This window comes from Bacillus sp. NPDC077027, assembly GCF_050269555.1.
Classification (GTDB): Bacteria; Bacillota; Bacilli; order Bacillales; family Bacillaceae; genus Bacillus.
This window is the reverse complement of sequence record NZ_JBNNIO010000005.1, coordinates 22,852-48,169: the sequence shown is the minus strand read 5'-3', so window position 1 is coordinate 48,169 and position 25,318 is coordinate 22,852. Positions and strand designations below refer to the sequence as shown.

Here is a 25,318-nt window from a genome sequence, read left to right as displayed (position 1 = left end):
TGTCCGCCAAACATGGGCTTTACATCTATTATTTATGATAGAGGCAGTTACCGTAAAAGGAGGATATCATATGAAGAAAAGTAGATTACTTGCTTTCGTGTTGCTCTCTTTTGCTTTACTGTCGCTTGTGGCGGTGCCGACATCACTTTCGGCACATGAAAATCTTTTGTCTCCTGATCGAATCTTAAACATTGCACACCGCGGGGCATCAGGGTATGCACCAGAGCATACCCTCGCCTCTTATGAGCTTGCCAAAAGCATGAAAACAGATTACCTCGAACTCGACCTGCAAATGACAAAGGATGGACACCTCATCGTCATGCATGATGAAAAAGTTGACCGTACAACAAACGGAACAGGTTGGGTCAAAGACTTAACCCTCGCTGACATCAAACAGCTCGATGCCGGCTCTTGGTTTAATGAAGCATATCCTGACAAACAACAGACAAACTATATCGGCCAACAGGTACTCACACTAGATGAAATCTTACAGCGCTTCGGCAAACGAGCCAACTATTACATCGAAACAAAGAAACCAGAGCTATACCCGAAAATGGAAGAAAAATTACTCGCTTCCTTAAAGAAATACCGGCTGATTGGAAAACATAGTAAAAAAGGGCAAGTGATCGTTCAATCCTTTAGCCAAGAGAGCTTGCTCAAACTGCACCACCTTGCCCCACACTTACCAAAAGTACAGCTCCTAGATACAACACAAATGTCTGCCATCACAGACGACAAGCTGAATGAAATTCAAACATACGCTGTTGGTGTCGGTCCCAATTACAGAGCCCTAACGGCTGAAAATGTATGGCAAATCCGCAGCCGCCATCTACTGCTCCATCCATACACTGTCAACAATGAATCTGATATGGCTCGCCTCTTACAATATGGCGTTACAGGTCTATTTACAAACTACCCCGACGTCTTTCATCGAGTCAAAACTTCACTGTAAAAAAAGCCTTGCGATGTGTTCGCAAGGCTTCTCATTTAATTCAATGTCTCATCCCTCAAAGCAGTATCCAAGGGCTTTCGCTTTCCAATCCCAAAGGCATAGAAGCTTAATGTCACAATGGCAAGGAACACGATCCCTACAATCAGTGAAATACGTGTATCCTGATTAATAAACATAAACACAAGAACCATCAGTAAGAAACCGATTGTGACATAATTAGAAAGTGGCGCAAGCGGCATCTTGAATGGGTGCTGATCAAGCGCTGCCCCCTTTGCATTTCTAAAGCCAATATGACTAATTAAAATCACAAACCAAGGCACCATGCCAGGAAGGACGCTCGCACTGTACACATAGACGAAAATATTTGGAGGAGAAACATAATTTAGGACAACTCCTACCGCTAGACCGATCAGCACAGCGAATGTCCCAAAATACGGCACACCGTTCTTTGAGATTTTTGTAAAGAAAGCAGGTGCCTGTCCATTCACACCTAATGTATAAAGCATACGTCCCGCACTGAAAATACCACTATTACAGCCAGACATAGCTGCGGTAATCACGACAAAGTTAATGATACCTGCCGCCGCTGTAATTCCAATTTTCGCAAACGTCGCCACAAATGGACTGCCAAGGGTATTCAGCTGATCCCAAGGATACACAGTCACAATGACAAAGATCGCACCAATATAGAAAATCAAAATACGCCAGATAATACTTTTAATTGCATTTGTCAGCGTCTTTTGCGGATTTTGCGCCTCACCTGCTGTAATCCCAATTAACTCTACGCCTTGATAGGCAGCAATGACAAGAGACAACGCAAACAAGAATCCACTAAATCCACCTGTAAAGAACCCACCATGCGCCCAAAGATTAGACAACCCAATCGCTGTTCCGCCATTTCCAAATCCAAAGAAAATAATCCCTAGACCCGCAATGATCATTAAAATAATCGTGACAATTTTGATCATCGCAAACCAAAATTCAAACTCTCCGAACGACTTGACCGAAATCAAATTGGCCGCTCCTAAAATGATCATCGCAATTAATCCTGGAATCCACGCCGGTAATTCTGGAAACCAATATTTCATATAAGCGCCTACTGCAATGATTTCAGACATCCCGACAATGACCCACTGGAACCAGTTACTCCAAGCCGTCATATACCCCGCAAGCGGATGAATATATTGATGCCCAAATGTAGCAAACGATCCAGTACTCGGTTCAAGATATAACATTTCTCCCATAGCACGCATAATAAAAAAGATAAAGACGCCACACACTGCGTACGCAAGAAGAACCGATGGACCTGTCCATTGAATGGCTTTGGCTGAGCCCATAAACAACCCAACACCAATCGTACCCCCAAGCGCGATCATTTGAATATGACGGGCACTTAATCCCCTCTTCAATTCCTTTTGAGCCACTCTAGTTCCCCCTCTTCAATCTGTCTACTAAACAACCAGTGATGATCAAACAGCGATAATAAGTAAAAATAATCAGAAAATTCGTTCTGATTTTGAATAATAAATGAATTGACATATATCATCATAATAAATCTACCTATAAAAAACAATTGTTTTTTTGAGAGGAACACTATGGACTGAATATTATGACATAAGAAATCGTTCAAATTATTTTATGTCAATATAAAGGAAAATCCAATCCATCCCTTTTGAAAAGAATAAGGCTGAATCCATATCGTTATATCAAAAACAGAAAATTTCTGTCATAAAAAAAAGACCGATCTAACGGTCTTCTTCGTCAAAATATAAATTAACAGGTTCTGAAGGAAGTGCTTCAGCTATCGTCATATTGGTCACTGGTATATTATTGTCGACTGTTTCAAAACGGAAACCATCTGCCCAAACCGTCCCTTTCCCATTGAGCAGAACCCCAAAATGAATCGCCTCACTACTAGACGGAACATCCAATACGATAGAATACTGATTCCAGCCAGTCGTACCAGTCACCGCTCGATTTTGCATATTATCAAATTGTAATGTATCACCCTTTTGATCATCCACTCGCATCCAAATTCCACAGGACAACACATCTTCTGTTTTTAAAAAGGCTGATAACCTTACACGCTCACCATGATATGCCTTCGCCTGAAAACCTTGCATCATCGTGGCAAACTGGTCTCCCTGCACCTCTTGCTTTGCAGACAGTACACCAGACTGTTTTCCTGAATGAAAAACGGCTGAATCCACGCGCATCTCATATAAATCTGGACGTGATCCACTCAATCCCCAACCTAAAACTGCATCACTTTGCTTCATAGCCACCTTCTCCTCCTCTTTCATTTGCATCGCTCTCATCAACCTACGATATGCACCTGGAGGCAAGGAATAGATGTCCTTAAAGGCACGCGTAAAGGCTTCCTGAGATTGAAACTGTAAATAAAACGCAATATCTAAAATCCCCTGATCCGAATATAAGAGAAGCTTAGCTGCCGTCGCCAAACGACGAACCCGTATATATTCGCCCATGGACATCCCCGTTTCCTTTTTAAAAATCCGCAACAAATGAAAATACGAATACCCCACTTTTTGCGGAACTTCACGAAGGGATAGCTCATCCATCAAATGAGCCTCAAGATAGGCAATGACCTCCTGCGTCACCTTACTGTACATCATTATGTCTCACCTCCTCTTTATCATAAATCACTTCACAACAAACGTTTTGATCAAGATTGCGATATTACCAGTTGAAAAATAAAAACTTATTAAAAAAATACCGACAAAATGGATTATAATGGTCATAAACAGCTCAGCAACTCTCTCACTCAGAGGAGAATCTATGCAAAAACATTTCTTCAAATGGACAATCCAAAAGGATTGACTGTTCAAACTAACTTGGGATGGCATGACCACGGGAAATGCAGAAAACAAAACCATCACAATTCACCAGTCAGAAAATGGATTTAGAAATAACAAAGAAAAAAACGCTTTAAAAAAGGATAGATGACGAATGATTAAAACAATCTTTTCAGGCTTTATGATTTTCTATTCCATATTTAACCTTGCCCTCTTTTCGTATCGATTCACACAAAGTGGGTTAGAAGGGAGCAGCGAGATAGTCATCTATATCATCTTACTTCTATCCTACATTCCAGCTCTAGCGGTGTTCAGCTATTTGATGTTTGATTACATGATTCGCTTTATCCATATTCGACCGGTTCTCAAAAACGTCCTTGTTGCAGTTTTAACCTCTACTTGTATAAGTATCTTTTTAAAGATTCAATTAAACGACCTGTTTTTTACCCTCACCTCTTTTGCTTCTGCGCTTATCATGAGTCTGAGCTTATCCTATATGAAAAGAAAGGGCTGAAGATATGGATATAAAGAGCTTATTTTCAATTACATCTATTTTTTTGATATTTATAACAGGTTGCCAAAACGAAAAACAGGTGAACAAGGAAAAATATGATTCAAGCATAAATCAAGTCATAACACTAGAGAATAAAAAGCTACAAAGCGAAGGAATACTCAATGAGCATGAAATATTAAAAAGAGAAGATGTATCAATAGTAGTTTACACAAATGGAGACTATATAGAGTTGATCTATGAACTGAAAAAAAACAAACAACAAAAAGAGACTTTATACAAAAAAGAAAAATCAAACATGTTCACAGTTATACCAACAGCCAAAATAAAAAATGGAGACGTGGACGAACCAACTGAAAATACAGATTATGTAGAAAATTTAATACTTAAAGAATAAGCAGGTTCATTTCCTAGCCTGCTTTTCTACTTAATGATCGTATTCTATCCAAAAAAAAGCCCATGAAGAAACACTCCATGAGCTTTGTAAACCTTATTATTTCAAATACACCCATTTCCCCATCAACCATTCAACAGGGCCTTTTTTCCATTTCTTTAGATACCAATGACTCAATAATAGCTGTACTGTATAAAGGCAAAGGGCTAGCACGAAACCAAACAACATACCCATTTGTCCAAATAACCCTAAACCGTATTGATAAAAAATCGTCGTGCAGATGAGCGATTGAGCCAAATAATTGGTTAGCGACAGACGTCCAAGTCCCGCGAATAGACGCTTGACACCAGTCGCCACGCTAGAATAGTAGAACACAATAAATCCTTTGATATATCCAATCGCCAATACATAAGCACCAACTGTCACAACGACTTCACTCAAAGGATGGTCACTAAAGGTCGCGCACTTCAAAGCCCACCCAATCAAAATGAACCAGAGCCAGCCCTTACAATACGCCTTCCCCTGATCCTCTTCAGTCAAGTGCCCTCTCTTTGCAATCGCCATACCAAGTAACGCAAAAGGTGCAACCATGATTGGTCCCATCACAGAGCTGAGTATCAATACCAACACAATCATAAACACCGCAATCAGGATAGAGACAACGAGCATATCATCTGTCATCCCTAAACGATGCTTCACCACATCCGCATACATTCCTTCTGCAAAAACATCAGTGAAAAGATCAGTGTCCCCATATAAAACAATCATAAGATACGGAATGACAACTAGAGATAGAGCGCCCAAAATACCTGCCCATATCAAATCTATCTTCTCCTTACAGCCAAGGAAAATCATGAGGAAAATCGTACACGCCCCATAAAACATGAGAATATCTCCATCCCACACAAACACATAATGCAACAGTCCTAAAAATACGAGACCAAATCCACGCCGAACAAGAATGGCATTCGTATTCAATTCCTTCGCTTTCGTCAATTCGACTAGTTTAATCAGTGAATATCCGAAAAGGAAAGAAAAAATTGGATAAAATGAGCCTTGCACAAAAATGGCAGTAAAATAATAACCAAACTCATTTCCCCATTGGTTTAAGGAAAGTAACTCCTCAATATCGGCATTGTATTGAAATGACAACATATTCGCAATTAAAATCCCTAACAAACTAAAACCTCTTAAACTATCAATCAGTTCAACTCTAGACCCTTTCAATACGCCAGCTCCTTAAAAAAATACAACAAATTCTACCTAACACTCATATATTCTACCAGATACTTTAAAAATTGGTACATGAATCTTCCATCAGATAAGACCATTTTTACATCATTTTCAATTTATAATGGTTTCCCTTATAACTATTAAAAAACTACAAAAAAATAAAAAAACCAGTGAATTGTGATCACTAGGTTCTCTCATTTAGATTTAGGAACGAAAAATCAACGTGTTTTGCTTAATCTAAACTTTCCGCCTCTTATTTCTATATCAAATAACTTCAATCCATCCTTATACACGTATTTCCCTTTTTCAGCAACAGAGATGAACTCATTCTGAAAGGCACCTGATACTTTTTTTAAACGACAAGTAAATCCATTATTATCTGGAATCACAACGTGAACAGACGCTCCCGTTGAAATAGAATGGAGAGAATTCAACATAGTTGAAGAAGTAATATGTATACGTCTAGCCGTTGAATTTACATGAATGTCAGAAAACTCTCCAGATAGATCTACTCTTGACGACGTCGTCTGTACATTTAATTTCTGATTGAACAACTGTCCACCCGAGATATGGCATCCCACTGCATGTATAAAGAGATTCTTCATATTCCCTGATAACACAGCCTTGCCTGAAGTCAATTGCGCTTTGAAATGTTCAACATCCATATCATTCGTAAAAAGGTGCGCACCTTTACTATGAATAGAAAAAGAGTTAAATATCCTTTTAGGAAGATAAATGTCCAAATCAGTACGATGAAGATGAAACCCTATACTCATTCTCCTTTGCCTTCCATCCTGAATCAGCAACGTTCCTTCCCTCAGTTGATAATCAAACAGATACCGCTCAGGAAAGGAGTTACTCGTTATTTGATGAACAAGAATATCAGGTTGATCATGCTGATAAATATGAATCTTTCCTGTCAACCAATCTATCGACAAATCAGATACCACTTCTTCAATCCGAACCGTATGTTTCACATTTCTCCCCCTCTTTAATAAATGATTTCTCATTTCACTTCAAGTCGGTTCACCTCTTTCATTAAATCAAGGGCAACAACGACAACTATTACGATCATTCCTCCCAAAAAAACAAGATTCAATAGATCATTTCCGAAGAGAGCCATCAAGACGTTTCCAAAAACGGCACATAGTATAATGGCGGTTAAAATAGTGGTCGGAATAGATTTTTTGATAAAACCAATTCTCATCGCAATAAGACCGATGCAATTCATACAACACGTAAAAATAAGGAATGTCTTGATCAAAGAAAGTAGCAAATCGACTGTCAACGTATCTTGAACAATAGGTAAAACAGATTCCGTTAAACTAAAAACAACAAAAGGAGGAATCATACTAGCAATCATGGCAACAGTTGAAAAACACACAACCAATAAAATTTTTGAAAGCAGTATTTTTTTTCGATTGATTGGATAAGAAAGAAGAAGAATTAATTGACGTCCCGTGTATTCAGTGATAACAAACCGACAATACATGACAGCCGTCAAAATGGAGAAAAAGATCATACATATGGTGCTCGTTAGCAAATAAATATTGGCATATTGTTGAAAGTCTGCTTCCTGTTCAACCTGAGCGACATACGCAACAAAATAAATAAATCCAATGAACAACACACTCGCCATTATACTGGCTCGAATGTATTTTCTGATGTCGCTTTTCCTCAACTCAAGTCTCATTAATTCAAACACGAATACCACCCCTATCTATCACATGAAAATAGTACTCTTCTAATCCTGAAAAATTGTGTTTAATGCGTGATAATGACGCTTCTTCCTCCAGCACTCCATTTACAACGATACCCACAGTGTCAGCAATTTGCTCCACTTCACGAAGAAGATGGCTAGACATTAGAATCGTGATCCCATGCTGCTTAACGAGATCTACAAACAACTCTCTCATCTCAAGAATCCCACTAGGGTCCATTCCATTTAACGGCTCATCCAAAATCAATAACTCTGGATTATGAACAATCGCTCTAGCAATCGCTAAACGCTGCCTCATCCCTAAAGAAAACTGTGAAACAGGCTGAGAAGCCGTATCACTCAGCCCAACTTTATCAAGAGTTTGCAAAACATTTGTCTCTGTTACACCTAAATAGGCAAGATGTAAACTCAAGTTCTCCCTTGCAGAAAGATGCTCGTAAAACACCGGAGTTTCAATGAGGCTACCGATTTTCCTCAACATGCGTTCCCGCTGATCCGCCACGTTCAATCCCAAGACCTCAATCATGCCTGAAGTAGGCGAGAGCAACCCTGTTAGCATTTTAAAGATCGTTGTTTTCCCCGCACCGTTTGCTCCTAAAAGTGCATAGATGCTCCCCTGCCTGACAGTCATCTGACAATTTCGAATCACTTCAACACCTGAAAACACTTTGACGAGCTGATCCGTTTTAACACTCATCTCATGATTCATCCTGTCCGTATCCCCCAATACCTGCATAATGCTCTGCAACCTTTTGAATAAATTGATCACTCACAATATCAGCCTCAAGTCCTTTCATCATGTGTTGTAAAAAGAGTAAACGCTGAACAGTTGCCTCTTGATTACGTTCAAAAAGAGTCGGATTGATCCATATGTTCACAAGAAGCATAAACACTTCTGCACATTCAGCAGGAAATGCCGTCGTCATAGAACCATCTTCAATGCCTTCAAGAATAAGATTCTTGATAATGGAAGCATCCTGATTCACCCCTGCCTTGATTCCTTCAACAACGAATTGTGGGTTTTTCATTTGATCAATCAAAATACCATCAACAGAATGAGACTGTGGGTCTGCCACAAGATGCTCTAAAATGAGCTGCAGCTTCTCCTTAGCATGAGCAGCTTCCGTATGTTGAATCAGATAATCAAGCTTCTGCGTCGCATAACGAAATTGCCGATCCATAACCGCACGTAATATTTCCTCCTTAGATTTAAAATGATGATAAATAGCTCCCTTAGACATATCCAACTCACGAATAATATCCTGCAAACTCGTCTTTTCAAACCCTTTTTCCTTAAATAATTTCGTGGACACAGCCAAAATTTGTTCCACCGTCTTCTCCGGATATTTATTCCGCGCCATAATAAACACTCCTTTTTACATACCGACCGTTGGTATGTATATTAGTCTAAATCATGTTAAGTTGTCAATACATTTAGTACATGATATCAGTCAGAAGAATGATATAGATGAATAAAGAAACTCAGTGAATATGGATGTTCACTGGGTTTTCGGTGTCTATTCTGCTAAGGATGAGGAAGCGAAAATTCTAAATTTTTTTAGAAATCGCGTCGCCCTAACGATCTTTTTCAATTTTGGATATAAAACCTCTAAAATCTTCTGCAATTTCTTTTGATTTCGTGTGATGCAAGTAGTGACCACCTTTAAAGGTAACGACTCTTCCATCATCTGAATTTCTCAATAAATCCTCATGCATTGGTTTCCAACTTGGTGTTTCTGCCTCGCTTTGATCAGCTAGGTAGAAAATAACAGGAAGTTTCTTAGGATAATGTAAGCGTTGGGCGCTTTTAAAATTATTCGTGAAATTATCTGCCTCACTAGCTTGGCTTTCATTCAAGAAGTTTTTAAATGTAAGCATTTTTATCTGCTCTTTCGTTTTGTCATCCACTTTAGGTGTAATCAGTTGATCTGGATTCAGTTTCAATAACAACCTGTAAAAGCCTGATTGATTGAGTTGCTGTAAACTGGAGATTGGCAATTCTTCTGAATCCTGTTTAGGAACACTGCTATCAATTCCAACAAATGCTGTGACTTCTTTTTCATACTGATTGACATATTCCAAGTCATATATCCCAGAAATCGAATGACCCATCAGCGTGTATTTTTTAATATTGAGCTTCTGCAAACATTCATGAATCTCATCCACAATGTTTTGACTTGTACGTACTTTATCAGTATCATCACTTAATCCATAACCAAACGGTTCAATGACTACGACTCTGTAATATGGCGATAATTCTTTCACAAGCGGCATAAAATCAATCACTGGTGAAGCAGTTCCGTAACCTGGGAGTAGCACGACTGTTTCTTTTCCTTTGCCTTGAATCAGCACGTTCATGTTTTTACCATCAACCGAGACCATCTGCCCATATGCTTCTATTTTATCCTTCTCTCTCTCCTTGCTAAATATGTTGATAAAGTAAACACTTGCTATAAAAACAACGATGACGGTAATAATTGATATGATGAATATAAGCATAAACTTCATTACTTTTTTCATTTTTTTCTCTTCCTCTCATTAAGGACTACAGCTTACATCCATAGGTTCAATAAACTAATACTTTTTTTCACAATAGATAATACCTATTGCATTTGCGCAAACACTTGATACATACATAAAAGTAATAGCGATATAAAACCATTCTGTTGGAGAGGAAAATTGATGAACTGAAGATTGAATGACAGCAATCAATATATACGCTAAAGCTACGCCAACAATAGAAAAACTTCCTGCTTTCGCCAAAATAAACTGCCCTCGTTCATCATGTTTATACTCACGGTTCTTCTTGAATTGAAAACCTGTGCTTATTAATGAAATGATAATTAAAGCATAAAGTAAAATAGTCGTCATCACCGTTGTTCCCCCTCACCGACTTCTTGAAATACGTCATACAAGTCAACGTCAAATGTCCTAGCAATTTTAAAAGCTAGTTTTAAAGACAAAGAATATTTACCGTTTTCAATAGATGCCACCGTTTGACGAGTCACACCTAACTTCTCTGCCAAATCTTTCTGGGTCCAATCTCTTTCTGCCCGTAGCACTTTTATTCTATTTTTAATCATCCATTTCAAATCCCTTTCTTTAAGGATGTTTTATTTAACTTAATGTTAAAAATAATTAACATTTTGTAAAATAATAATAACCTTCATTCTGTTTCATGTCAACTTCCACTCATTTTTCTCTAAAAATAAAAATCATCCATTTAAAAAATGGATGATCCTCGAACCGTTTTAAGCTACAGTGTTATTCATATAAGCCTTCTCTTCCGAACTAGAACGCTTTCCTCAGATAAATCACAGTAGATAATCCCCATGACATCATGTACACCACCATAATCACAATAGCTGATCCAGTATATAAAACTGGAATGGATAAATTCATTATGAAATGAGTGATGACTGTTAAGTGTTCAGCTAAATACATGACAATTGGCGGACCTATCGCTGTTAAAAGAATAAAGCTAATAAGCACCATAGTTGTAATATAACCGGGTTTTAAAATATAAAACAATGGAAAAGTACACGCAGCAAATAATAAAAACAAGCCACTTCCAATCGCAATATCCGTCATAGTAAACAACCTACCGAAACTAAATAACGCAAGACTTGTCAGCCCAATAGCCAATATCATATAAACGAGTGCACCAAGGTAACGTGAGGCAATGATTTCTTTACGTGTATACGGCAAAGAATTTAATAAAATATTCGTTTCTGCTTTTTCATCGTAAGCATATGTGTTAAAGGGAATGAAAACACTGGCTATGAGAAACGTCAAAGCTGGATGTACATCCATAATGATAAAGAATAGAACAAAAGGGGGAAAAATGATGAGTTGCTTTTTCTGCAAGATCAAATCACGTCTGATTAAATTAAACATGCGACAAGCCACCTTTCAAATAAAACATAATATCTTCGAGAGATGCTCGTTCAATGACAACTGTGTCCCCAAAAATATGTTTCACTTCTTCAATATGATCCGTTAATGCTTCAAAACCTGTGGATGTACGCTGAATATGAACAAAAGCCTTTTCTGTGTCTCTGTCCAATAGATCCAACCTTCCTTTCACAAGCGCGTAACTCTCGGCTACATCGTGAATCGACTTTTGAAAGATCAACTCCCCATTTTGTATAAAAGCAATATAATCTGCAATCCGATCTAAATCAGTCGTCATATGTGTAGAGAAAAAGATCGTCCGATTCCCATCAACCATTAATTCCTGTAAAATTCCCAACAACTCTCGTCTAAAAACAGGATCTAGACCTGCTGTTGGCTCATCCATTATAATCAGCTCTGCATGATGCGACAGCGCAATTGCCAATGAGGCCTTCATCTGCATCCCTTTTGAAAACGTTTTGATCGCTTTACGAAGTGGCAGACCAAATTGTTCAATATACTGATAAAATATTCTGTCATCCCATTGTTTATAGGCGGGTGCAACAATCCGTTTAATATCTTTTAAGTTTAACCCCTCAAAAAATACATTACCATCGTATACAAACCCAATCCGTTCCTTTATCTCTTTTTCATGTGTATGATAATCTAAGCCAAAAAGCTTGATCTCACCAGCATCTGGCTTTAATAAATTCATCATCATTTTAATGGTGGTCGACTTACCAGCACCATTCTCCCCAATAAACCCTGTGACAAAGCCTCGCTTGACTTGTAAATCAAGATGATTAACTGAAAAACCCTTGAATTTTTTCGAGACATCTTTGAATTCAATCACATTTTCCATCCCACTCACTCCTCATATAAGAACTTCATTAACTGCTGCAACTCATCAAAAGACAATCCCAATTCCTTGCTATTCGTAATCACTGCACTCAGCTGCTCCTCAATCACCTTCAGCTTCTTCTCTCTCATCACTTCTATGTTTTGCTCTGCAACAAATGAACCCTTACCAACAATGGAATAAATAAAGCCCGCCTTCTCCAACTCCTCATATGCACGCTTTGTGGTGATGACGCTGATTTGCAAATCCTTTGCAAGCTTACGAATAGATGGCAAAGCTGCACCCTCTGTAAGCTCACCCGTTAAAATCAGCGACTTGATTTGATTCGTAATTTGCTCATAAATCGGCTCCTTTGATTGGTTGGAAATCATAATCTGCATATTAAAACCTCTTTTTCGTCATGTCTTGTACTGCTGTTTGAAATAAAGAAACCCACATAATGTATATACTCTATATATACATTATATACACACTTAAAGAATATTCAACAACTTTAAAAAAAGTTCTCTACAATTTTTGATGAAGGTTAGATTCAGCTTCTCGCTTCTGTATGTCTGAATATAAGTAAAAAAACCGCACAGCCTTTAAGCTATGCGGTCTTTAAAACAAAAATGAAAAAATCGGATAAAACAAACCCTGAAACAAAATTATGTTCTAAATAAATGATGAAAAGGAAAATAAATCATTTACAAAACAAAAAAGATTGGGCATCAATATCCCAATCTTTTTCTCTTAATATGTTTTTCTCTATATTGCATGATTGAAAAACTTCTTATCTCAGCAAGCCATTCCATCAAACCGACTCATCAACTGAAACCATATCTCGGCACGCCCACGCATCCACCTCTACCTTTAAAGCAGGAGAAGCCAAGGCAACCACATAAATCATTGTCATACAAGGCAAGTGGTCACCTAAGAACTGACCCATGATTCGCTTTCTGCTCTCAGCATCAAACTCCCCAACTAGATAAAACACAAGTTTCGTTATATCTTCCACTGTCATATCAGCCGCTTCTACATTTCGTTTCACATTCTCTAACGCTAGTTCGAGCTGCTCCATCGGACTCTCTGGGATGGTTCCATCTACTTCCATCCCCACTTGACCTGATAAGGTTAACCATCGCTGTGGTCCTGTTGTCTCTATTTGATGGGTATACGGTGCAACTGGTTTATGAACTGTCTCAGGATTACGTGATGTTTTCATATATAGAACCCCTTTTCAGAAAATATAATAAATTCAAACCAATAAATCTATCATATCAAACTTTCTTTTACATTTCAGATTTTTATGCTCCTAGAAAAATGCAATAAAGAAAGTCCTTTCAAGAGAAAAGACACAGACAGATTGTTGACAAAGGGCATGATAATGTGTGTTTAGATTTCTTTATACTTCTTTTCACTATTTACTAAATACATATCTCTTTTCCATAAAAAGACCCTTTAGATACTCATATCCGACTCAATGAGTACCTCCTGCTATAATTCTTGAAAAAACATATGTTGATCTTGAACGTTCTCTTTTTTCTAATAGGATTGTTCCTTTTTTAGAAATCATGTGTTTAACCCATCATAAATTTCTATAACAAGCAAGCCCGGGAGCCCATGAAGCAGGTAAGACAACGACAATCCGGTCACTTGCTCATGTCCTTTTTAAGTACAACAGAGACTGTAATTTATGATGAACCTCGCAAAATCTTTTCCATCGCCTTCCCCTTAGCTAACTCATCAATCAGCTTATCCATATACCGAATGTTTTTCATGGTTTCTTCCTCAATGTCCTCTATTCGAACACCACAAATGACTCCTTTGATTAAGCTACGGGAAGGGTGAAGCTCAGGAGCCTCAGCAAAAAAGGCTTCAACATCTGTCTGTTTATCCACCTGTTTCTTTAACTCTTCCGGACTGTACCTTGTCAACCAACAAATGATCGCATCAACTTCAGCCTTCGTTCGTCCCTTTCTCTCTGCCTTTGCGATGTAAAGAGGATAGACTTTTGCAAAGCTCATTGTGTAAATTTTTGGTTTAGTCATGTGTTATTCTCACTTTCTTCGTTAAAAGTTAATACTGTAATGTCTCCGAAAATTGCTACTCTCTCATGAATATGATGCCTATTCCTTTTATTTTCATGCAAACTTGGTATTCTACCCTTGATGATGAAAATAGCATGATTAGCTCTTTTTAAATCTTGACGTTTCTCCTAAATTTCTTCATCTACGCTATTCACAGTCATACACTTTGTAAATTCTTTTATGCTCTATCTATAGACGATGATATAAACCTTTTTTATTTCTTTCATTTTTTTTAAAATCCCTAAATTTAAGAAATTGAACGAAACAGAATCCTAGAAATACACAAATCGGTCCTTCGACGGTAGCAGGACCACCAATCAACAAATAAGAGCTAATAAACAATGCGATATAAACGATGAAGAAAAAAGTAATTCCCCATTTTTCCTTTTTTAAATATTCACTCATAATGACTCCGCTCTCTTGAAGATGTACGATCTTATCGAATCTATCTTTCATTTTAATTAGTTCTTTAGACACAAAAATACCCCTTTAGACAATTATATCTAGTATCAAATGTTGCTTTGGAATAAAGTTTGATTAAAAATACCTCACAAATCCGTATTTTCGGCAAATAAGAAGAATCCATTTTGAAAAAAGTTTGATCAAAATAGATCCCCATCTAGCAAATTTAAGTTTCAGTTTTATAAAAAAGATTGATCATTTTTACCTTTAGTCTTCCACAATTGCGTCCCTTTGCTGAAGATCGTTTCAAAGACGTTATTAAAAGCCCTTTATAGTACAATAAGGGCGTTGAAAAGTTGACTAAAACTGCGTGGTAATCTTTTAGTTTAGACAATGGTTTGGACTTTCTAACTAGTCGGAAATTTGGGTTTGATCATCTCCTCTTGCGGAATTGATTTGTGACTGTGTTAGAAAAAGAGCTTCTTTCAAGTTAGCGCCACTTATCTCTGCGTCTCTTAGGTCAGCTACAATAAAATCAGACCTTCTCAAATTACTATGGCTTAAATTTGCTGCAATCATTAATGTTCCTCTAAAACCTCGGCCTTGTAAGTCCAACCCTTTTAGGTTTGCTTCTACGTAATCTAGATCTTTCTTTACTCTTTTCTTTTTATAAGAAGACTTACTCCATTACATGGTCTGATTGCGCAACAAGAAAAAAAACTGCATTTCATTACCGCAGGATTTTTGATCAAACTTTATTATAAACGATCAGACTTTTATACATGATCGAACTTTATTTCGACGTCACTGGTCATCCGTTTTTTGTTTTCAGCCATAAAATGACCAGCAAATGATCAGCCATGGACATACTGAACCTCATAAACAAAAAATGTTTCCACAATTCCCCTGAAGAAACAGTAGATAAAAGATGATATTGTTGCTTCTTTTTACCCACTAAAGAACTTTATTTCAATAAAGCATCAACGAAAAGTGGAATCACAATAACTATTCAGATAACCCCTTTTTATTATGCTGCCAAAAAAAGTTCTTCTTTCAATTGAGTGAAGAAAGCTAGCCATTCTGACCTATAAAATGGTATACAAACTAAATTTCCATCTTTTTTCCTGAGCGTAACAATTACGTATGAAGTTCCGAATCCAACAATTGGTTGAATTGTCATCTTTGGATTAGAACCTGATAGGGTAGTTATTTCCACCATACGTGGTTCACCAATTTCTTTCCGGAAAAGATCGACAATCATTTCAGGTTTTCCACTTTGGAATGCGGTAATATACGTTTTGACGTTGTCGTCCTCCGAATAAATAGTAGCTTGATTTCTTACTTGTTTTATTTTCCTTCGGGCCCGATGAAGAACCGCCTTTACGGCCCCCTCAGTTGTCCTCATCATAATTGAAGTTTCTTGCATTGTGTAATTAAATCCATCAACGAGTAACACTGCTGTACGCTGTTTTGGCGAAAGTTCCTCCAACAATAATTGCATTCCTTCTATAAGAATATCTGAATTTGTTTTTTTATCGGCTAGTTCTGAAACATCTTTATTAAAGTCTTCGTTAAGCCTTTGTTTCCGGTTTCCATCAATCCATGTATTGCTTGCAATTCGGAACAAATAAGATTTGGAAACTGGATTTAATGTTGTTGAGTAACTTTTATATGCCTTCGTCAATGTATCTTGCATCAGGTCTTCTCCATCCCAAGTCGATTTCATCAGGGAACGGCAATAGTTCTTCAAGTCTTTCATGTAGGGTTTAACAGCATTTTCGAAGTTTTTATTCGCTTCAGTAGTAGCGTTTTGATCAATCGCTCGCATTGAAATCCCTCCTTTATTTTTGCTTTTCATTTATTATAAACGAAATATGAGATCAAAAAGGGACTGCGAATACAAAAAATATCGACATCCCCGTAACTATTTATAACGCTTTTTCGTTTTGTTAATTGAGAGCTGTATTTTTCAAGGCCACCCTATTAAAAATATGGATATCAAATTCATCTTAAACAGGCATTATCCTTATAATTACTGATCCACTAAGTAACCGATCCTCAGAATATTTAACGTATTAAAACTAGAAGGGAGAAAGAAATATGGAAATTTCGAATGGAGTAAAAATGATTGAACTACAGATTGAAGCCTTTGGTGGTCGTCAAGAATTGAATCCTACTCTTATTTGGGATGATGAGACTGCTGTTCTGATTGATACTGGAACACCTGGTCAATTGGAGCAAATACGAACAGCAATGAATGATGCTGGAGTCTCTTTTGAAAAATTAAAAGCTATTATTCTAACACATCAGGACATTGACCATATTGGTAGCCTTCCTGAAATCTTGCAGGAATCTGATTCGCATATTAAAGTTTACGCTCATGAAATTGATAAGCCCTATATTGAGGGTAAACTCCCCCTCTTAAAGGCAAACCTTGAAAGTATGGCTTGGCAATTAGACGACCTTTCAGATGATAAACGTCGGGTAATAGTGGCTCAAGTTAACAATTCCCCAAGGGCTAAAGTTGACAAAACATTGTTTGGTGGAGAGGATCTCCCATTCTGCGGAGGAATCCACGTTATTTTTACACCCGGGCATACACCCGGGCATATTAGCCTTTATTTGAAGCAAAGCAAAACCCTTGTTGTAGGGGATGCAATGTATAGTGTAGAAGGTGTTTTGCAAGGACCTCATCCACCGTCCACTCCGGATATGGATACAGCATTCCGTTCCATAGCAAGCTATTTGGATTTCGATATTGAAAAAGTGATTTGTTACCACGGAGGATTAAGTAAAAATAATGTTAAAGAACAGCTTAAAGGCATAGTTGAAAAGGAGTAACAGCTAAAAGCATTGGAATGGGCTACTAATTTAATTTAGCATTCAACCATAAACAGACGAGGGATGTTTATGGTACGTATTTAGTAAAAGTTGCGTTTGGTGTACCTTCTTGTGTTGTATTATTGTTACAGATTATAGAAACTCTTATCGCTTACGGCGGTGACAAAACAAGCGTCCTATGAGATAGCTCGTTTTGTCATTAAATAGAGGATTTCATTAAAAAATGAAATCATACTGTATGCTACCGCCTTAATCCCAGAGCAATTCACATATTGTTTATATCAACTTATTCAGCAATAGTTCTGCTCGGTGTCTACTATTTTTCTTACTATGTTTCATCTTCCTAAAGTTTACGCCCTTATTTTCAAGGTTTTGCAAAAATTGGCTTGACCAAACCCCACTACTATTTACGAGATTTAAAAGTAAACTCTTGTATATATAATTCCATTCTTTAATCTTATTAGATGATAAAATAAGTATGGATAGTGAACGATCTTCACGCTCAATCTCGAATTTCTCTAACACTCGTCCATCTAATAGCTTATGTTTCATCTGATGAGCGTATGGGATGCATCATCTGCTAGGGTGAACGTTCAAAGGTCGTTTGATTAGGAAAGTTATACTAATGAAGCGGCATCCAGTTCAGAAATTAACATCGTTAGGATTTTTCATCATCGTCGTAACAAGGTTCATGGCCATTAGGGAGAGTCATGAACCTTTTTATTATTTAAGAACAGGGAATACATAGGAAGGGAACCAGTACATTTTCTTATCATTTTGTCATTAATTGGTGAACACTCTTGTTATCCAACAACAAAGTGAATAGTTAAGGTTAGGTCATTTTACTTCTTTGTTCTGTACCTATTAAAGATTCTCACAATCTAGACCAATCTATCTTGACTCTCGCATAGAAAAAGATAGTGGGAACTCTTTTTAAAACACTTATGACTTAAATAGCCCTTTAGACGTATCTCTAAAGGGCTAAAACAGTGCAACTTTTTTATAATCCGTTCATCTTTTTTTAAAATGGTGCAACTTCATTTTAAAGCCACAAATGATTGACCATGTCAAGATGGAAAATATGTTAAAAAGTTGGATTTCCACATGTCTTAATCAATGAATGACAGATCATTAAAGGGTAACAAGGATCGTGAAGGGTCATCATTTTATTATTAAAATAGCGATGTGGTGTTTGTCAATTTTATTTCTTGAAAGCACATTCTAAAATCATATTAAAAGTACTAATTCTCATTATCCCCACGAAACGTTAATTTAACAACTGAATAAGTTGTTAAACTTTCTTTTTTCTCTAAATTAAACACTCTATAATCCATATCCAAACTTTATCCCAATAGAAAAAAACTGTCAGCGGGTTCTGAGTAAGTAAGTGTTCCCAGGCTGACAGCTCTAACAACTTTATTAACATCAATAAAAGTGAATAATCTATTTAACCCTACTCCACCGTCACACTCTTCGCAAGGTTACGTGGTTTATCCACATCACACCCACGATGAAGTGCGGCATAATAAGCGATCAACTGTAACGGGACAACAGATGCAAGTGGTGCAAGTGCTGGGTGTACAGCTGGAAGGACGAAACGGTCGCCTTCGTCTTCTAGGCCTTTCAGTGAGATGACACATGGGTTTGCGCCGCGTGCAACGACTTCTTTGACGTTACCGCGAATGCTGAGGTTCACGTGCTCTTGCGTTGCAAGGGCAATGACCGGTGTGCCTTCTTCAATTAAAGCAATTGTGCCGTGTTTGAGTTCTCCGCCAGCAAAGCCTTCTGCTTGGATGTAAGAGATCTCTTTTAGCTTCAGTGCACCTTCAAGACACACATAGTAGTCAAGTCCTCTTCCGATAAAGAATGCGTTACGTGTCACTGTGAAGAAGTCACGAGCGATTTGCTCCATTTCATCCTTTTGATCGACAAGAGCCCCCATAGCATTTGCGACAATTCCAAGCTCTTTCACAAGGTCAAAGTCAAGGGATTGACCGTTAAGTTCAGCTGCCACAGATGCTAGGATCGCAAGAACAGCAATTTGTGCTGTGTACGCTTTTGTTGAAGCTACTGCGATTTCTGGACCAGCATGCAAGAGTAATGTGAAGTCAGCTTCACGTGATAAGGTTGATCCTGGTACGTTTGTGATCGTTAATGCTTTATGACCAAGTTCTTTCACTTGGACGAGTACTGCACGACTGTCCGCAGTCTCCCCAGATTGAGAAAGGAAGATGAACAGTGGCTTTTTCGATAGAAGTGGCATGTTGTAAGAGAATTCACTTGCTACATGGACTTCTACAGGTACTTTTGCCCAGTCCTCAATATATTGTTTACCGACAAGTCCGGCATGGTAGCTTGTTCCACAAGCCACAATGTAAATGCGGTCTGCTTCTGCTACTGCGCTTGCGATATCGCCTGCGACTGACAGCTTGCCATTTTCGTCTTGATATTCTTGGATGATTTTACGCATTACAAGAGGCTGCTCATCCGTTTCTTTTAACATGTAGTGAGGATATGTGCCTTTCTCGATGTCGCTTGCATCTAGCTCAGCGATGTAAGAAGGGCGTGTCATGACATCACCATCAAGGTTTTTAATCACAACCTCGTCTTTTGTGACGATGACCATTTCTTTATCCATTAGTTCTGCATACTCATTTGTTACTTGAAGCATCGCCATTGCGTCAGAAGCCACAACGTTAAAGTCTTCACCAAAACCGACAAGTAGAGGACTTTTGTTTTTTGCGACATAGATTGTTTCTTTGTTTTCATTATCGAAAAGAGCAATTGCGTAAGAGCCTTTTAATTGAAGAAGTGTTTGACGGAAAGCTTCCTCTGTATCAAGACCTCTATTCACAAATTGTTCGATGACTTGAACAACAACCTCTGTGTCCGTGTCGCTTTTTAATGTCACGTCTTGTAAATATTCGCGTGTCAACTGTACATAGTTCTCGATGACACCGTTATGAACAAGCGTAAAACGACCAGAAGTACTTTGATGCGGATGCGCATTTAGATAACTTGGCACACCGTGTGTTGCCCAGCGTGTATGTCCGATACCTGCTGTTGATGCTACATTTGCATCTACTACTTCACGAAGCTCAGCAATACGTCCTTTTTCTTTGAACACATGCACGCCTTCTTCGTTTGCCACAGCGATACCTGCTGAGTCATACCCACGATATTCAAGCTTCTCTAAGCCTTTTAGCAAAATTTCCTTCGCATCACTCTGACCAATATAACCTACGATTCCACACATAAAATTTCTTCCTCCCGAATATGAGACAGGGACAAAGAAAGCCTACTAAATGAGAAGGGACTTTCTTCTGTCCCTCTCTACATGTTGTTTTTGGAAGATCATGTGTATTCCCTTTGTTCAAAGAGTCACCTCTTTGGTTTAAAGAAACACTTACGGCTGTGATCTCTTTTGATCAGCCGGGAGGCATCCGCCGAAAATTCGATAACCTCCATCCTCGTCAACTAAGCATCTTTCGTCCGATCGCTTAGTCCGGGCGCTATAATTATAAGAGTTCTGAACATCTACCCTTCCTTTCCTCCTAAAATAAAATCCAGTAACACAAGGATGATTGTACTATAAGGTCTGACCATCGTCAATTAGGCATACTCGCTCGCCCTTCAGATGGCTCCCACTCTACACTATATGCGATGCGGCTTGTCACGTTCTATCTTCAATGCACTCAACACATTATGTACAAAAAGATAAAATTTCACCATCCTTTATATGATTCGTGATAAATCTCCTTCTTATGCCGGTTTTACCAGAAAAAATAAAAAAACAAACCACCTCAAGGTGATTTGCTTCCATCTCTTTATTCAATTCCCATTTCTTCTTTCACAACAGCTGTGATACGAGACACATACTCATCACAAAGTTCTTTCGTTTTCGCCTCTGCCATGACTCGCACAAGCGGCTCTGTGCCAGAAGGTCGAACCAGAATACGGCCATCACCGTTCATTTCCTTTTCAACCTCTGTAATTACAGCTTTTACTTTTTCATTTTCTTCTACTTTATATTTATCCGACACTTTAACATTTACAAGTAGTTGTGGAAATTTATCCATTTCCGCTGCAAGCTCTGATAAAGGTTTACCTGTCGCCTTTAATGTATTTACAAGCATAATCGCAGAAAGCATGCCATCGCCTGTTGTGTTGTAATCAAGGAAAATCAAGTGACCAGACTGTTCACCACCAACATTGTAGCCATCATTTTTCATTGCCTCTACCACGTAGCGGTCACCCACAGCTGTTTGTACACTTTTGATCCCTTGTTTCTCAAGCGCTTTATAGAAGCCTAGATTACTCATGACAGTCGATACAACTGTATCATCCTTTAAGCGACCTTCATCTTTCAAATAGCGTGCGCATATGTACATGATTTGGTCACCATCAACGATTTGTCCTTTTTCATCCACAGCAATCAAACGATCGCCGTCTCCATCAAAGGCAAGGCCGATGTCAGCTCCCTTTTCTTTCACAAAAGCAGCAAGTGTCTCTGGATGTGTCGAACCAACGCCGTCATTAATATTTAAGCCGTTTGGCGACGTGCCCATCGTGGATACATCTGCATCTAAATCAGCGAACAAATGCGTGGCAAGCGAGGAGGTTGCACCATGTGCACAGTCAAGGGCAACGTGAATGCCTGTGAAATCTTCATCCGCTGTTTGTTTCAGAAATTGTAAATATTTCTGCCCGCCTTCAAAGTAATCATTCACAGTTCCTAAGTCCGCGCCAACTGGGCGAGGTAATTCATCTACTGGCTGATCCATTAACTGTTCAATTTCATTCTCTTGCTCGTCAGACAGCTTGAAGCCATCACCGCCAAAAAATTTAATGCCATTATCTTGCACAGGATTATGTGAAGCAGAAATCATTACACCTGCTTCTGCATCCATTGCTTTTGTTAAGTAGGATACGCCTGGTGTTGAGATCACACCAAGACGCATCACTTCTGCACCAATGGAAAGCAAACCTGCTACCAGCGCTCCCTCTAGCATATGACCGGATACACGTGTATCTCGTCCAACTAGCACCTTTGGACGTTCTTTATCTTTTGTCAGGACATAGCCGCCAAATCGCCCAATTTTAAAAGCGAGTTCTGGCGTTAACTCACTATTTGCCACACCCCTTACACCATCAGTTCCAAAGTACTTGCCCATGTTTCAATCGCTCCTTTTTTCCATTCAAGAGGTAGCTGAATCCTCTTTTGTATCTTTTTTGATACTTTGCTTTTGACTTGATTCTTTTTTGGATTTATTCTTTGTCGACTTCTCTTCGCTCTTCTCCTCTTTATCATTAGAGTCAGAAGTAGCATCATTTTTGTCTTTTTGCTCATTTGTGGAAGCCGGCTGATCATTTGACGTGTCAGTAGATGTCAATTTGACCTTCGCCTTTGATTTCGATAATCTCCAAGTCGCATTTTGAGGACCATTTACTTGCACCTTGACTTCATGCGTTCCTTCGTTTAAGTCGGTCAAGTTGACATATAGTTCAAAGTCAGATGCCTTCAGGCTGTTAATTGTGTTACGTGAACCCACGACATTCAGCGTGAGCCTGCCAGAGGAAGGGCTCACAAATTCAGACTTTACATCCTTGCCAAGCCCAACGACGGAGATCGGTACATTATCAATCTTTTTCTCCTCGGCACTTGCCACCTTCACCTTGATTTTCACTTTTTCAGGTGAAACCTTCTTTACACCGTCTGGCAACGGGATGTCTGCATTTATTTCTGTATCGTCTTTTATTTTACTTAAATCTAGTTTGACTCCATCAATAAAGTCCAACGCATCCAATACCTTTTGTGAGCCATAGACCGTCACTTCACTCGGGCTTGTCTCAATGCTAGAAATGCTAATACCATCTGGTAAACTGCTTGTACGGTCGATTTTAAAAGGTACCTTTTTGCTTGGGCTTGTGATCGGCACCGTAATATCCACAACAGAAGGCGTCACTTCAACCGGCAGTTCATTGCCACTGCTGTCATATACAGTCAACTTCGCTTCTTTTTCGATTTGTTCGTCGACATCCTCTAAGTTAATAAATGCCTTAATCACAGAGATTTTATCGATGACATCTTTAGAGCCAGTTACAGTCACATTTTTCGGATTGACAATTGGCTGCTCCGGTGAATATCCATCTTTCATCTTATTCTGATTATAGAACTCTGTCTCTACAGGAAATTCCGCTGATGTCCGTTCCTGAATCGTGACCGTTGTCACAGACGGATTGATTGTCAATGTGAGACCTTTCGAAACATCTCTCGCTTTCAGCTTTACCTTATGCGTTCCTGTGCTTAAATTCTGCATATCTGCGTAAATTTCAAAATTTTTCGTTTGCCTAGCAGTCTTGACTGCACTAGTTGAGCCCTTAATTGTGACATTGACCGTCTGCGGTACACCTGTCACTACATATTTTTCATCATCATAATAAGCCTTTACGGGAATGTCCGTTAAAGTTGCTTCATCCGTCGTAGATGTCGGGAAAAAGGATTCACCGATTTTTTTCGGTGTGGGCGCTTGCGCTGAATTGACTGCTCCATACAGCAATAAAGCGAAGACCAATGCAAGAAACTTCACTGCCCAGCGATTATTTAAAATCTTATCCATTTTTCTTGCCCCTCCAATACCATTTGGTCGAGGAAGCATCCTTGGTGTTTTTACTGAATTCCGCAACCAGCATTTCTTCAAGCGCTTCTTCTGTCAACTCTCTATAAAGATCCCCGTTTTTCGCGACACTGATGGCACCTGTTTCCTCTGATACAATCACCGTCAAACTATCGGTCACTTCACTGATCCCGACTGCAGCTCTATGCCGAGTACCGAGCTCCTTTGAAATAAACGGACTTTCAGATAGCGGCAAATAACAGGCCGCAGCTGCAATTTCATCTCGCTTCATAATGACAGCACCATCATGAAGTGGCGTATTCGGAATAAAAATATTAATCAATAGTTCAGAGCTTACCTTTGCATTTAAAGGAATCCCTGTTTCTATGTAATCATTCATTCCAGTATCACGCTCAATCGTCAATAGCGCACCAATTCTACGCTTCGCCATATACTTTATTGCTTTTGTTATCGCCTCGATCGTTTTCTGCTGCTGCTCCTCAACAGGCGTTCCGCTCCTTGAAAAGAAGCGACCACGGCCAAGCTGTTCAAGCGCTCGCCTTAACTCTGGCTGAAAAATAATAATGATCGCAAGAAAACCCCACGTAATCGCTTGATCCATCAGCCATTGAAGCGTGTTCAGACCAAGATACGCACTTCCCATCCTGACGAGAACAATGACCACAATTCCTTTTAAAAGCTGAACCGCTTTTGTTCCGCGGATGACCATCATTAGTTTATATATCACATACCAAACAACGAGAATATCAACAGCATGACCGAGGTACTGCAAAATAGGAATATCCCCTAAAGCCATTTCCTCGTCCTCCAGAATTTTCAGTTATTCTTCGTATGGTGCATTTTCATAAAAAAAGAGACTATGTGTATCTACATAGCGTGGCTATTATACCACATTTTGTTTGAGCAAGGAAAACAGATACGCCATAACTACCTGTCCCTTCTTAATTATAATATGCGCCGCGTCCTTGATCACAAGAAAAAGAGCAGCT

General features: G+C 38.7%; 27 protein-coding genes. 4 read left to right on the top strand and 23 right to left on the bottom strand.

Features of this window, described 5'->3' with window-relative positions; translation table 11 throughout:
* Nucleotides 1-70 precede the first annotated feature (70 nt).
* Complete coding sequence (locus ACQKEZ_RS16150; protein ID WP_427302518.1) at nt 71-952, top strand: glycerophosphodiester phosphodiesterase; 882 nt, start codon at nt 71-73, stop codon at nt 950-952.
* 35 nt (nt 953-987) lie between these two features.
* Here ACQKEZ_RS16150 and ACQKEZ_RS16145 read toward each other — a convergent pair whose 3' ends face one another.
* Entirely contained in the window at nt 988-2,376 is a 1,389-nt protein-coding gene (locus tag ACQKEZ_RS16145; protein ID WP_427302516.1) for an amino acid permease, read from the bottom strand.
* Between the two features lie 321 nt (nt 2,377-2,697).
* Nucleotides 2,698-3,588: a helix-turn-helix domain-containing protein gene (locus ACQKEZ_RS16140; protein WP_427302514.1), complete on the bottom strand. Its 891-nt coding sequence runs from the start codon at nt 3,586-3,588 to the stop codon at nt 2,698-2,700.
* Nucleotides 3,589-3,922: 334 nt separating this feature from the next.
* On the opposite strand from ACQKEZ_RS16140, the gene ACQKEZ_RS16135 reads away from it, so the two are divergent.
* Nucleotides 3,923-4,282 (top strand): hypothetical protein, encoded by a 360-nt coding sequence (locus ACQKEZ_RS16135; RefSeq protein ID WP_427302512.1) that lies wholly within the window; start codon nt 3,923-3,925, stop codon nt 4,280-4,282.
* A 4-nt stretch (nt 4,283-4,286) separates the two neighbouring features.
* Nucleotides 4,287-4,676, top strand: a complete 390-nt coding sequence (locus tag ACQKEZ_RS16130; RefSeq protein WP_427302510.1) for a hypothetical protein — start codon at nt 4,287-4,289, stop codon at nt 4,674-4,676.
* A 96-nt stretch (nt 4,677-4,772) separates the two neighbouring features.
* On the opposite strand, the gene ACQKEZ_RS16125 is transcribed toward ACQKEZ_RS16130, so the two are convergent.
* The 16 genes from ACQKEZ_RS16125 to ACQKEZ_RS16050 form a co-directional block, all read right to left on the bottom strand.
* Nucleotides 4,773-5,900, bottom strand: coding sequence for a DUF418 domain-containing protein (locus ACQKEZ_RS16125; RefSeq protein WP_427302508.1), 1,128 nt, complete (start codon nt 5,898-5,900; stop codon nt 4,773-4,775).
* Nucleotides 5,901-6,124: 224 nt separating this feature from the next.
* Nucleotides 6,125-6,883, bottom strand: a complete 759-nt coding sequence (locus ACQKEZ_RS16120) for a DUF4097 family beta strand repeat-containing protein (RefSeq protein WP_427302507.1) — start codon at nt 6,881-6,883, stop codon at nt 6,125-6,127.
* A gap of 29 nt (nt 6,884-6,912) precedes the next feature.
* Nucleotides 6,913-7,611, bottom strand: a complete 699-nt coding sequence (locus ACQKEZ_RS16115; RefSeq protein ID WP_427302505.1) for an ABC transporter permease — start codon at nt 7,609-7,611, stop codon at nt 6,913-6,915.
* A complete protein-coding gene (locus ACQKEZ_RS16110; RefSeq protein ID WP_427302503.1) occupies nt 7,604-8,323 on the bottom strand; it encodes an ABC transporter ATP-binding protein in 720 nt (239 codons plus the stop codon). The genes ACQKEZ_RS16115 and ACQKEZ_RS16110 overlap by 8 nt, the downstream gene beginning before the upstream one ends.
* A gap of 1 nt (nt 8,324) precedes the next feature.
* Nucleotides 8,325-8,987 (bottom strand): TetR/AcrR family transcriptional regulator, encoded by a 663-nt coding sequence (locus ACQKEZ_RS16105; RefSeq protein WP_427302502.1) that lies wholly within the window; start codon nt 8,985-8,987, stop codon nt 8,325-8,327.
* Between the two features lie 214 nt (nt 8,988-9,201).
* Nucleotides 9,202-10,146 carry an alpha/beta fold hydrolase gene (locus ACQKEZ_RS16100; protein WP_427302500.1) on the bottom strand — a complete coding sequence of 315 codons (945 nt, stop codon included), beginning with the start codon at nt 10,144-10,146 and terminating at the stop codon, nt 9,202-9,204.
* Nucleotides 10,147-10,200: 54 nt separating this feature from the next.
* The gene (locus tag ACQKEZ_RS16095) at nt 10,201-10,497 is read right to left on the bottom strand and encodes a hypothetical protein (RefSeq protein ID WP_427302748.1); all 297 of its coding nucleotides are present in this window, start codon (nt 10,495-10,497) and stop codon (nt 10,201-10,203) included.
* Nucleotides 10,497-10,709, bottom strand: coding sequence for a helix-turn-helix transcriptional regulator (locus ACQKEZ_RS16090; protein WP_427302498.1), 213 nt, complete (start codon nt 10,707-10,709; stop codon nt 10,497-10,499). The genes ACQKEZ_RS16095 and ACQKEZ_RS16090 overlap by 1 nt, the downstream gene beginning before the upstream one ends.
* Before the next feature lie 208 nt (nt 10,710-10,917).
* Nucleotides 10,918-11,523: an ABC-2 transporter permease gene (locus ACQKEZ_RS16085; protein ID WP_427302496.1), complete on the bottom strand. Its 606-nt coding sequence runs from the start codon at nt 11,521-11,523 to the stop codon at nt 10,918-10,920.
* Nucleotides 11,516-12,382, bottom strand: coding sequence for an ABC transporter ATP-binding protein (locus ACQKEZ_RS16080; RefSeq protein WP_427302495.1), 867 nt, complete (start codon nt 12,380-12,382; stop codon nt 11,516-11,518). The genes ACQKEZ_RS16085 and ACQKEZ_RS16080 overlap by 8 nt, the downstream gene beginning before the upstream one ends.
* A gap of 5 nt (nt 12,383-12,387) precedes the next feature.
* Nucleotides 12,388-12,759 carry a GntR family transcriptional regulator gene (locus ACQKEZ_RS16075; RefSeq protein WP_427302493.1) on the bottom strand — a complete coding sequence of 124 codons (372 nt, stop codon included), beginning with the start codon at nt 12,757-12,759 and terminating at the stop codon, nt 12,388-12,390.
* Nucleotides 12,760-13,172: 413 nt separating this feature from the next.
* On the bottom strand, nt 13,173-13,583 hold the full coding sequence (locus ACQKEZ_RS16070; protein WP_427302491.1) for a RidA family protein: 411 nt from the start codon (nt 13,581-13,583) through the stop codon (nt 13,173-13,175).
* 469 nt (nt 13,584-14,052) lie between these two features.
* Entirely contained in the window at nt 14,053-14,409 is a 357-nt protein-coding gene (locus ACQKEZ_RS16065; RefSeq protein WP_427302490.1) for a DUF2200 domain-containing protein, read from the bottom strand.
* Between the two features lie 228 nt (nt 14,410-14,637).
* Entirely contained in the window at nt 14,638-14,925 is a 288-nt protein-coding gene (locus tag ACQKEZ_RS16060) for a hypothetical protein (RefSeq protein ID WP_427302488.1), read from the bottom strand.
* 336 nt (nt 14,926-15,261) lie between these two features.
* Nucleotides 15,262-15,429: a pentapeptide repeat-containing protein gene (locus ACQKEZ_RS16055; RefSeq protein WP_078061742.1), complete on the bottom strand. Its 168-nt coding sequence runs from the start codon at nt 15,427-15,429 to the stop codon at nt 15,262-15,264.
* Between the two features lie 448 nt (nt 15,430-15,877).
* Nucleotides 15,878-16,678, bottom strand: coding sequence for an RNA polymerase sigma factor (locus tag ACQKEZ_RS16050; RefSeq protein WP_427302486.1), 801 nt, complete (start codon nt 16,676-16,678; stop codon nt 15,878-15,880).
* 272 nt (nt 16,679-16,950) lie between these two features.
* Between ACQKEZ_RS16050 and ACQKEZ_RS16045 the strand changes: the two genes are divergently transcribed.
* Nucleotides 16,951-17,691 (top strand): MBL fold metallo-hydrolase, encoded by a 741-nt coding sequence (locus ACQKEZ_RS16045; protein WP_427302484.1) that lies wholly within the window; start codon nt 16,951-16,953, stop codon nt 17,689-17,691.
* Between the two features lie 276 nt (nt 17,692-17,967).
* Here ACQKEZ_RS16045 and ACQKEZ_RS16040 read toward each other — a convergent pair whose 3' ends face one another.
* The 5 genes from ACQKEZ_RS16040 to cdaA all read right to left on the bottom strand — a co-directional run bounded on the left by ACQKEZ_RS16040 (nt 17,968) and on the right by cdaA (nt 25,125).
* Nucleotides 17,968-18,243, bottom strand: a complete 276-nt coding sequence (locus ACQKEZ_RS16040; RefSeq protein ID WP_427302482.1) for a Tn7-like element transposition protein TnsE — start codon at nt 18,241-18,243, stop codon at nt 17,968-17,970.
* A 901-nt stretch (nt 18,244-19,144) separates the two neighbouring features.
* Nucleotides 19,145-20,947, bottom strand: a complete 1,803-nt coding sequence (gene glmS / locus ACQKEZ_RS16035) for a glutamine--fructose-6-phosphate transaminase (isomerizing) (protein WP_427302480.1) — start codon at nt 20,945-20,947, stop codon at nt 19,145-19,147.
* 571 nt (nt 20,948-21,518) lie between these two features.
* On the bottom strand, nt 21,519-22,865 hold the full coding sequence (gene glmM, locus ACQKEZ_RS16030; RefSeq protein WP_427302478.1) for a phosphoglucosamine mutase: 1,347 nt from the start codon (nt 22,863-22,865) through the stop codon (nt 21,519-21,521).
* A 24-nt stretch (nt 22,866-22,889) separates the two neighbouring features.
* Nucleotides 22,890-24,311, bottom strand: coding sequence for a CdaR family protein (locus ACQKEZ_RS16025; RefSeq protein WP_427302476.1), 1,422 nt, complete (start codon nt 24,309-24,311; stop codon nt 22,890-22,892).
* Nucleotides 24,304-25,125, bottom strand: coding sequence for a diadenylate cyclase CdaA (cdaA, locus tag ACQKEZ_RS16020; protein WP_427302474.1), 822 nt, complete (start codon nt 25,123-25,125; stop codon nt 24,304-24,306). The genes ACQKEZ_RS16025 and cdaA overlap by 8 nt, the downstream gene beginning before the upstream one ends.
* Between the last annotated feature and the right edge of the window lie 193 nt (nt 25,126-25,318).

What these genes read in the sequence shown, in the direction of transcription:
- ACQKEZ_RS16150 (WP_427302518.1), top strand. Translation starts at nt 71, where the DNA reads ATGAAGAAAAGTAGATTACTTGCTTTCGTGTTGCTCTCTTTTGCTTTA.
- ACQKEZ_RS16140 (WP_427302514.1), bottom strand. Translation starts at nt 3,588, where the DNA reads ATGATGTACAGTAAGGTGACGCAGGAGGTCATTGCCTATCTTGAGGCT.
- ACQKEZ_RS16135 (WP_427302512.1), top strand. Translation starts at nt 3,923, where the DNA reads ATGATTAAAACAATCTTTTCAGGCTTTATGATTTTCTATTCCATATTT.
- ACQKEZ_RS16130 (WP_427302510.1), top strand. Translation starts at nt 4,287, where the DNA reads ATGGATATAAAGAGCTTATTTTCAATTACATCTATTTTTTTGATATTT.
- ACQKEZ_RS16110 (WP_427302503.1), bottom strand. Translation starts at nt 8,323, where the DNA reads ATGAGTGTTAAAACGGATCAGCTCGTCAAAGTGTTTTCAGGTGTTGAA.
- ACQKEZ_RS16105 (WP_427302502.1), bottom strand. Translation starts at nt 8,987, where the DNA reads ATGGCGCGGAATAAATATCCGGAGAAGACGGTGGAACAAATTTTGGCT.
- ACQKEZ_RS16100 (WP_427302500.1), bottom strand. Translation starts at nt 10,146, where the DNA reads ATGAAAAAAGTAATGAAGTTTATGCTTATATTCATCATATCAATTATT.
- ACQKEZ_RS16095 (WP_427302748.1), bottom strand. Translation starts at nt 10,497, where the DNA reads ATGACGACTATTTTACTTTATGCTTTAATTATCATTTCATTAATAAGC.
- ACQKEZ_RS16090 (WP_427302498.1), bottom strand. Translation starts at nt 10,709, where the DNA reads ATGATTAAAAATAGAATAAAAGTGCTACGGGCAGAAAGAGATTGGACC.
- ACQKEZ_RS16085 (WP_427302496.1), bottom strand. Translation starts at nt 11,523, where the DNA reads ATGTTTAATTTAATCAGACGTGATTTGATCTTGCAGAAAAAGCAACTC.
- ACQKEZ_RS16080 (WP_427302495.1), bottom strand. Translation starts at nt 12,382, where the DNA reads ATGGAAAATGTGATTGAATTCAAAGATGTCTCGAAAAAATTCAAGGGT.
- ACQKEZ_RS16075 (WP_427302493.1), bottom strand. Translation starts at nt 12,759, where the DNA reads ATGCAGATTATGATTTCCAACCAATCAAAGGAGCCGATTTATGAGCAA.
- ACQKEZ_RS16070 (WP_427302491.1), bottom strand. Translation starts at nt 13,583, where the DNA reads ATGAAAACATCACGTAATCCTGAGACAGTTCATAAACCAGTTGCACCG.
- ACQKEZ_RS16065 (WP_427302490.1), bottom strand. Translation starts at nt 14,409, where the DNA reads ATGACTAAACCAAAAATTTACACAATGAGCTTTGCAAAAGTCTATCCT.
- ACQKEZ_RS16055 (WP_078061742.1), bottom strand. Translation starts at nt 15,429, where the DNA reads ATGATTGCAGCAAATTTAAGCCATAGTAATTTGAGAAGGTCTGATTTT.
- ACQKEZ_RS16050 (WP_427302486.1), bottom strand. Translation starts at nt 16,678, where the DNA reads ATGCGAGCGATTGATCAAAACGCTACTACTGAAGCGAATAAAAACTTC.
- ACQKEZ_RS16045 (WP_427302484.1), top strand. Translation starts at nt 16,951, where the DNA reads ATGGAAATTTCGAATGGAGTAAAAATGATTGAACTACAGATTGAAGCC.
- ACQKEZ_RS16040 (WP_427302482.1), bottom strand. Translation starts at nt 18,243, where the DNA reads ATGAAACATAAGCTATTAGATGGACGAGTGTTAGAGAAATTCGAGATT.
- glmS (WP_427302480.1), bottom strand. Translation starts at nt 20,947, where the DNA reads ATGTGTGGAATCGTAGGTTATATTGGTCAGAGTGATGCGAAGGAAATT.
- glmM (WP_427302478.1), bottom strand. Translation starts at nt 22,865, where the DNA reads ATGGGCAAGTACTTTGGAACTGATGGTGTAAGGGGTGTGGCAAATAGT.
- ACQKEZ_RS16025 (WP_427302476.1), bottom strand. Translation starts at nt 24,311, where the DNA reads ATGGATAAGATTTTAAATAATCGCTGGGCAGTGAAGTTTCTTGCATTG.
- cdaA (WP_427302474.1), bottom strand. Translation starts at nt 25,125, where the DNA reads ATGGCTTTAGGGGATATTCCTATTTTGCAGTACCTCGGTCATGCTGTT.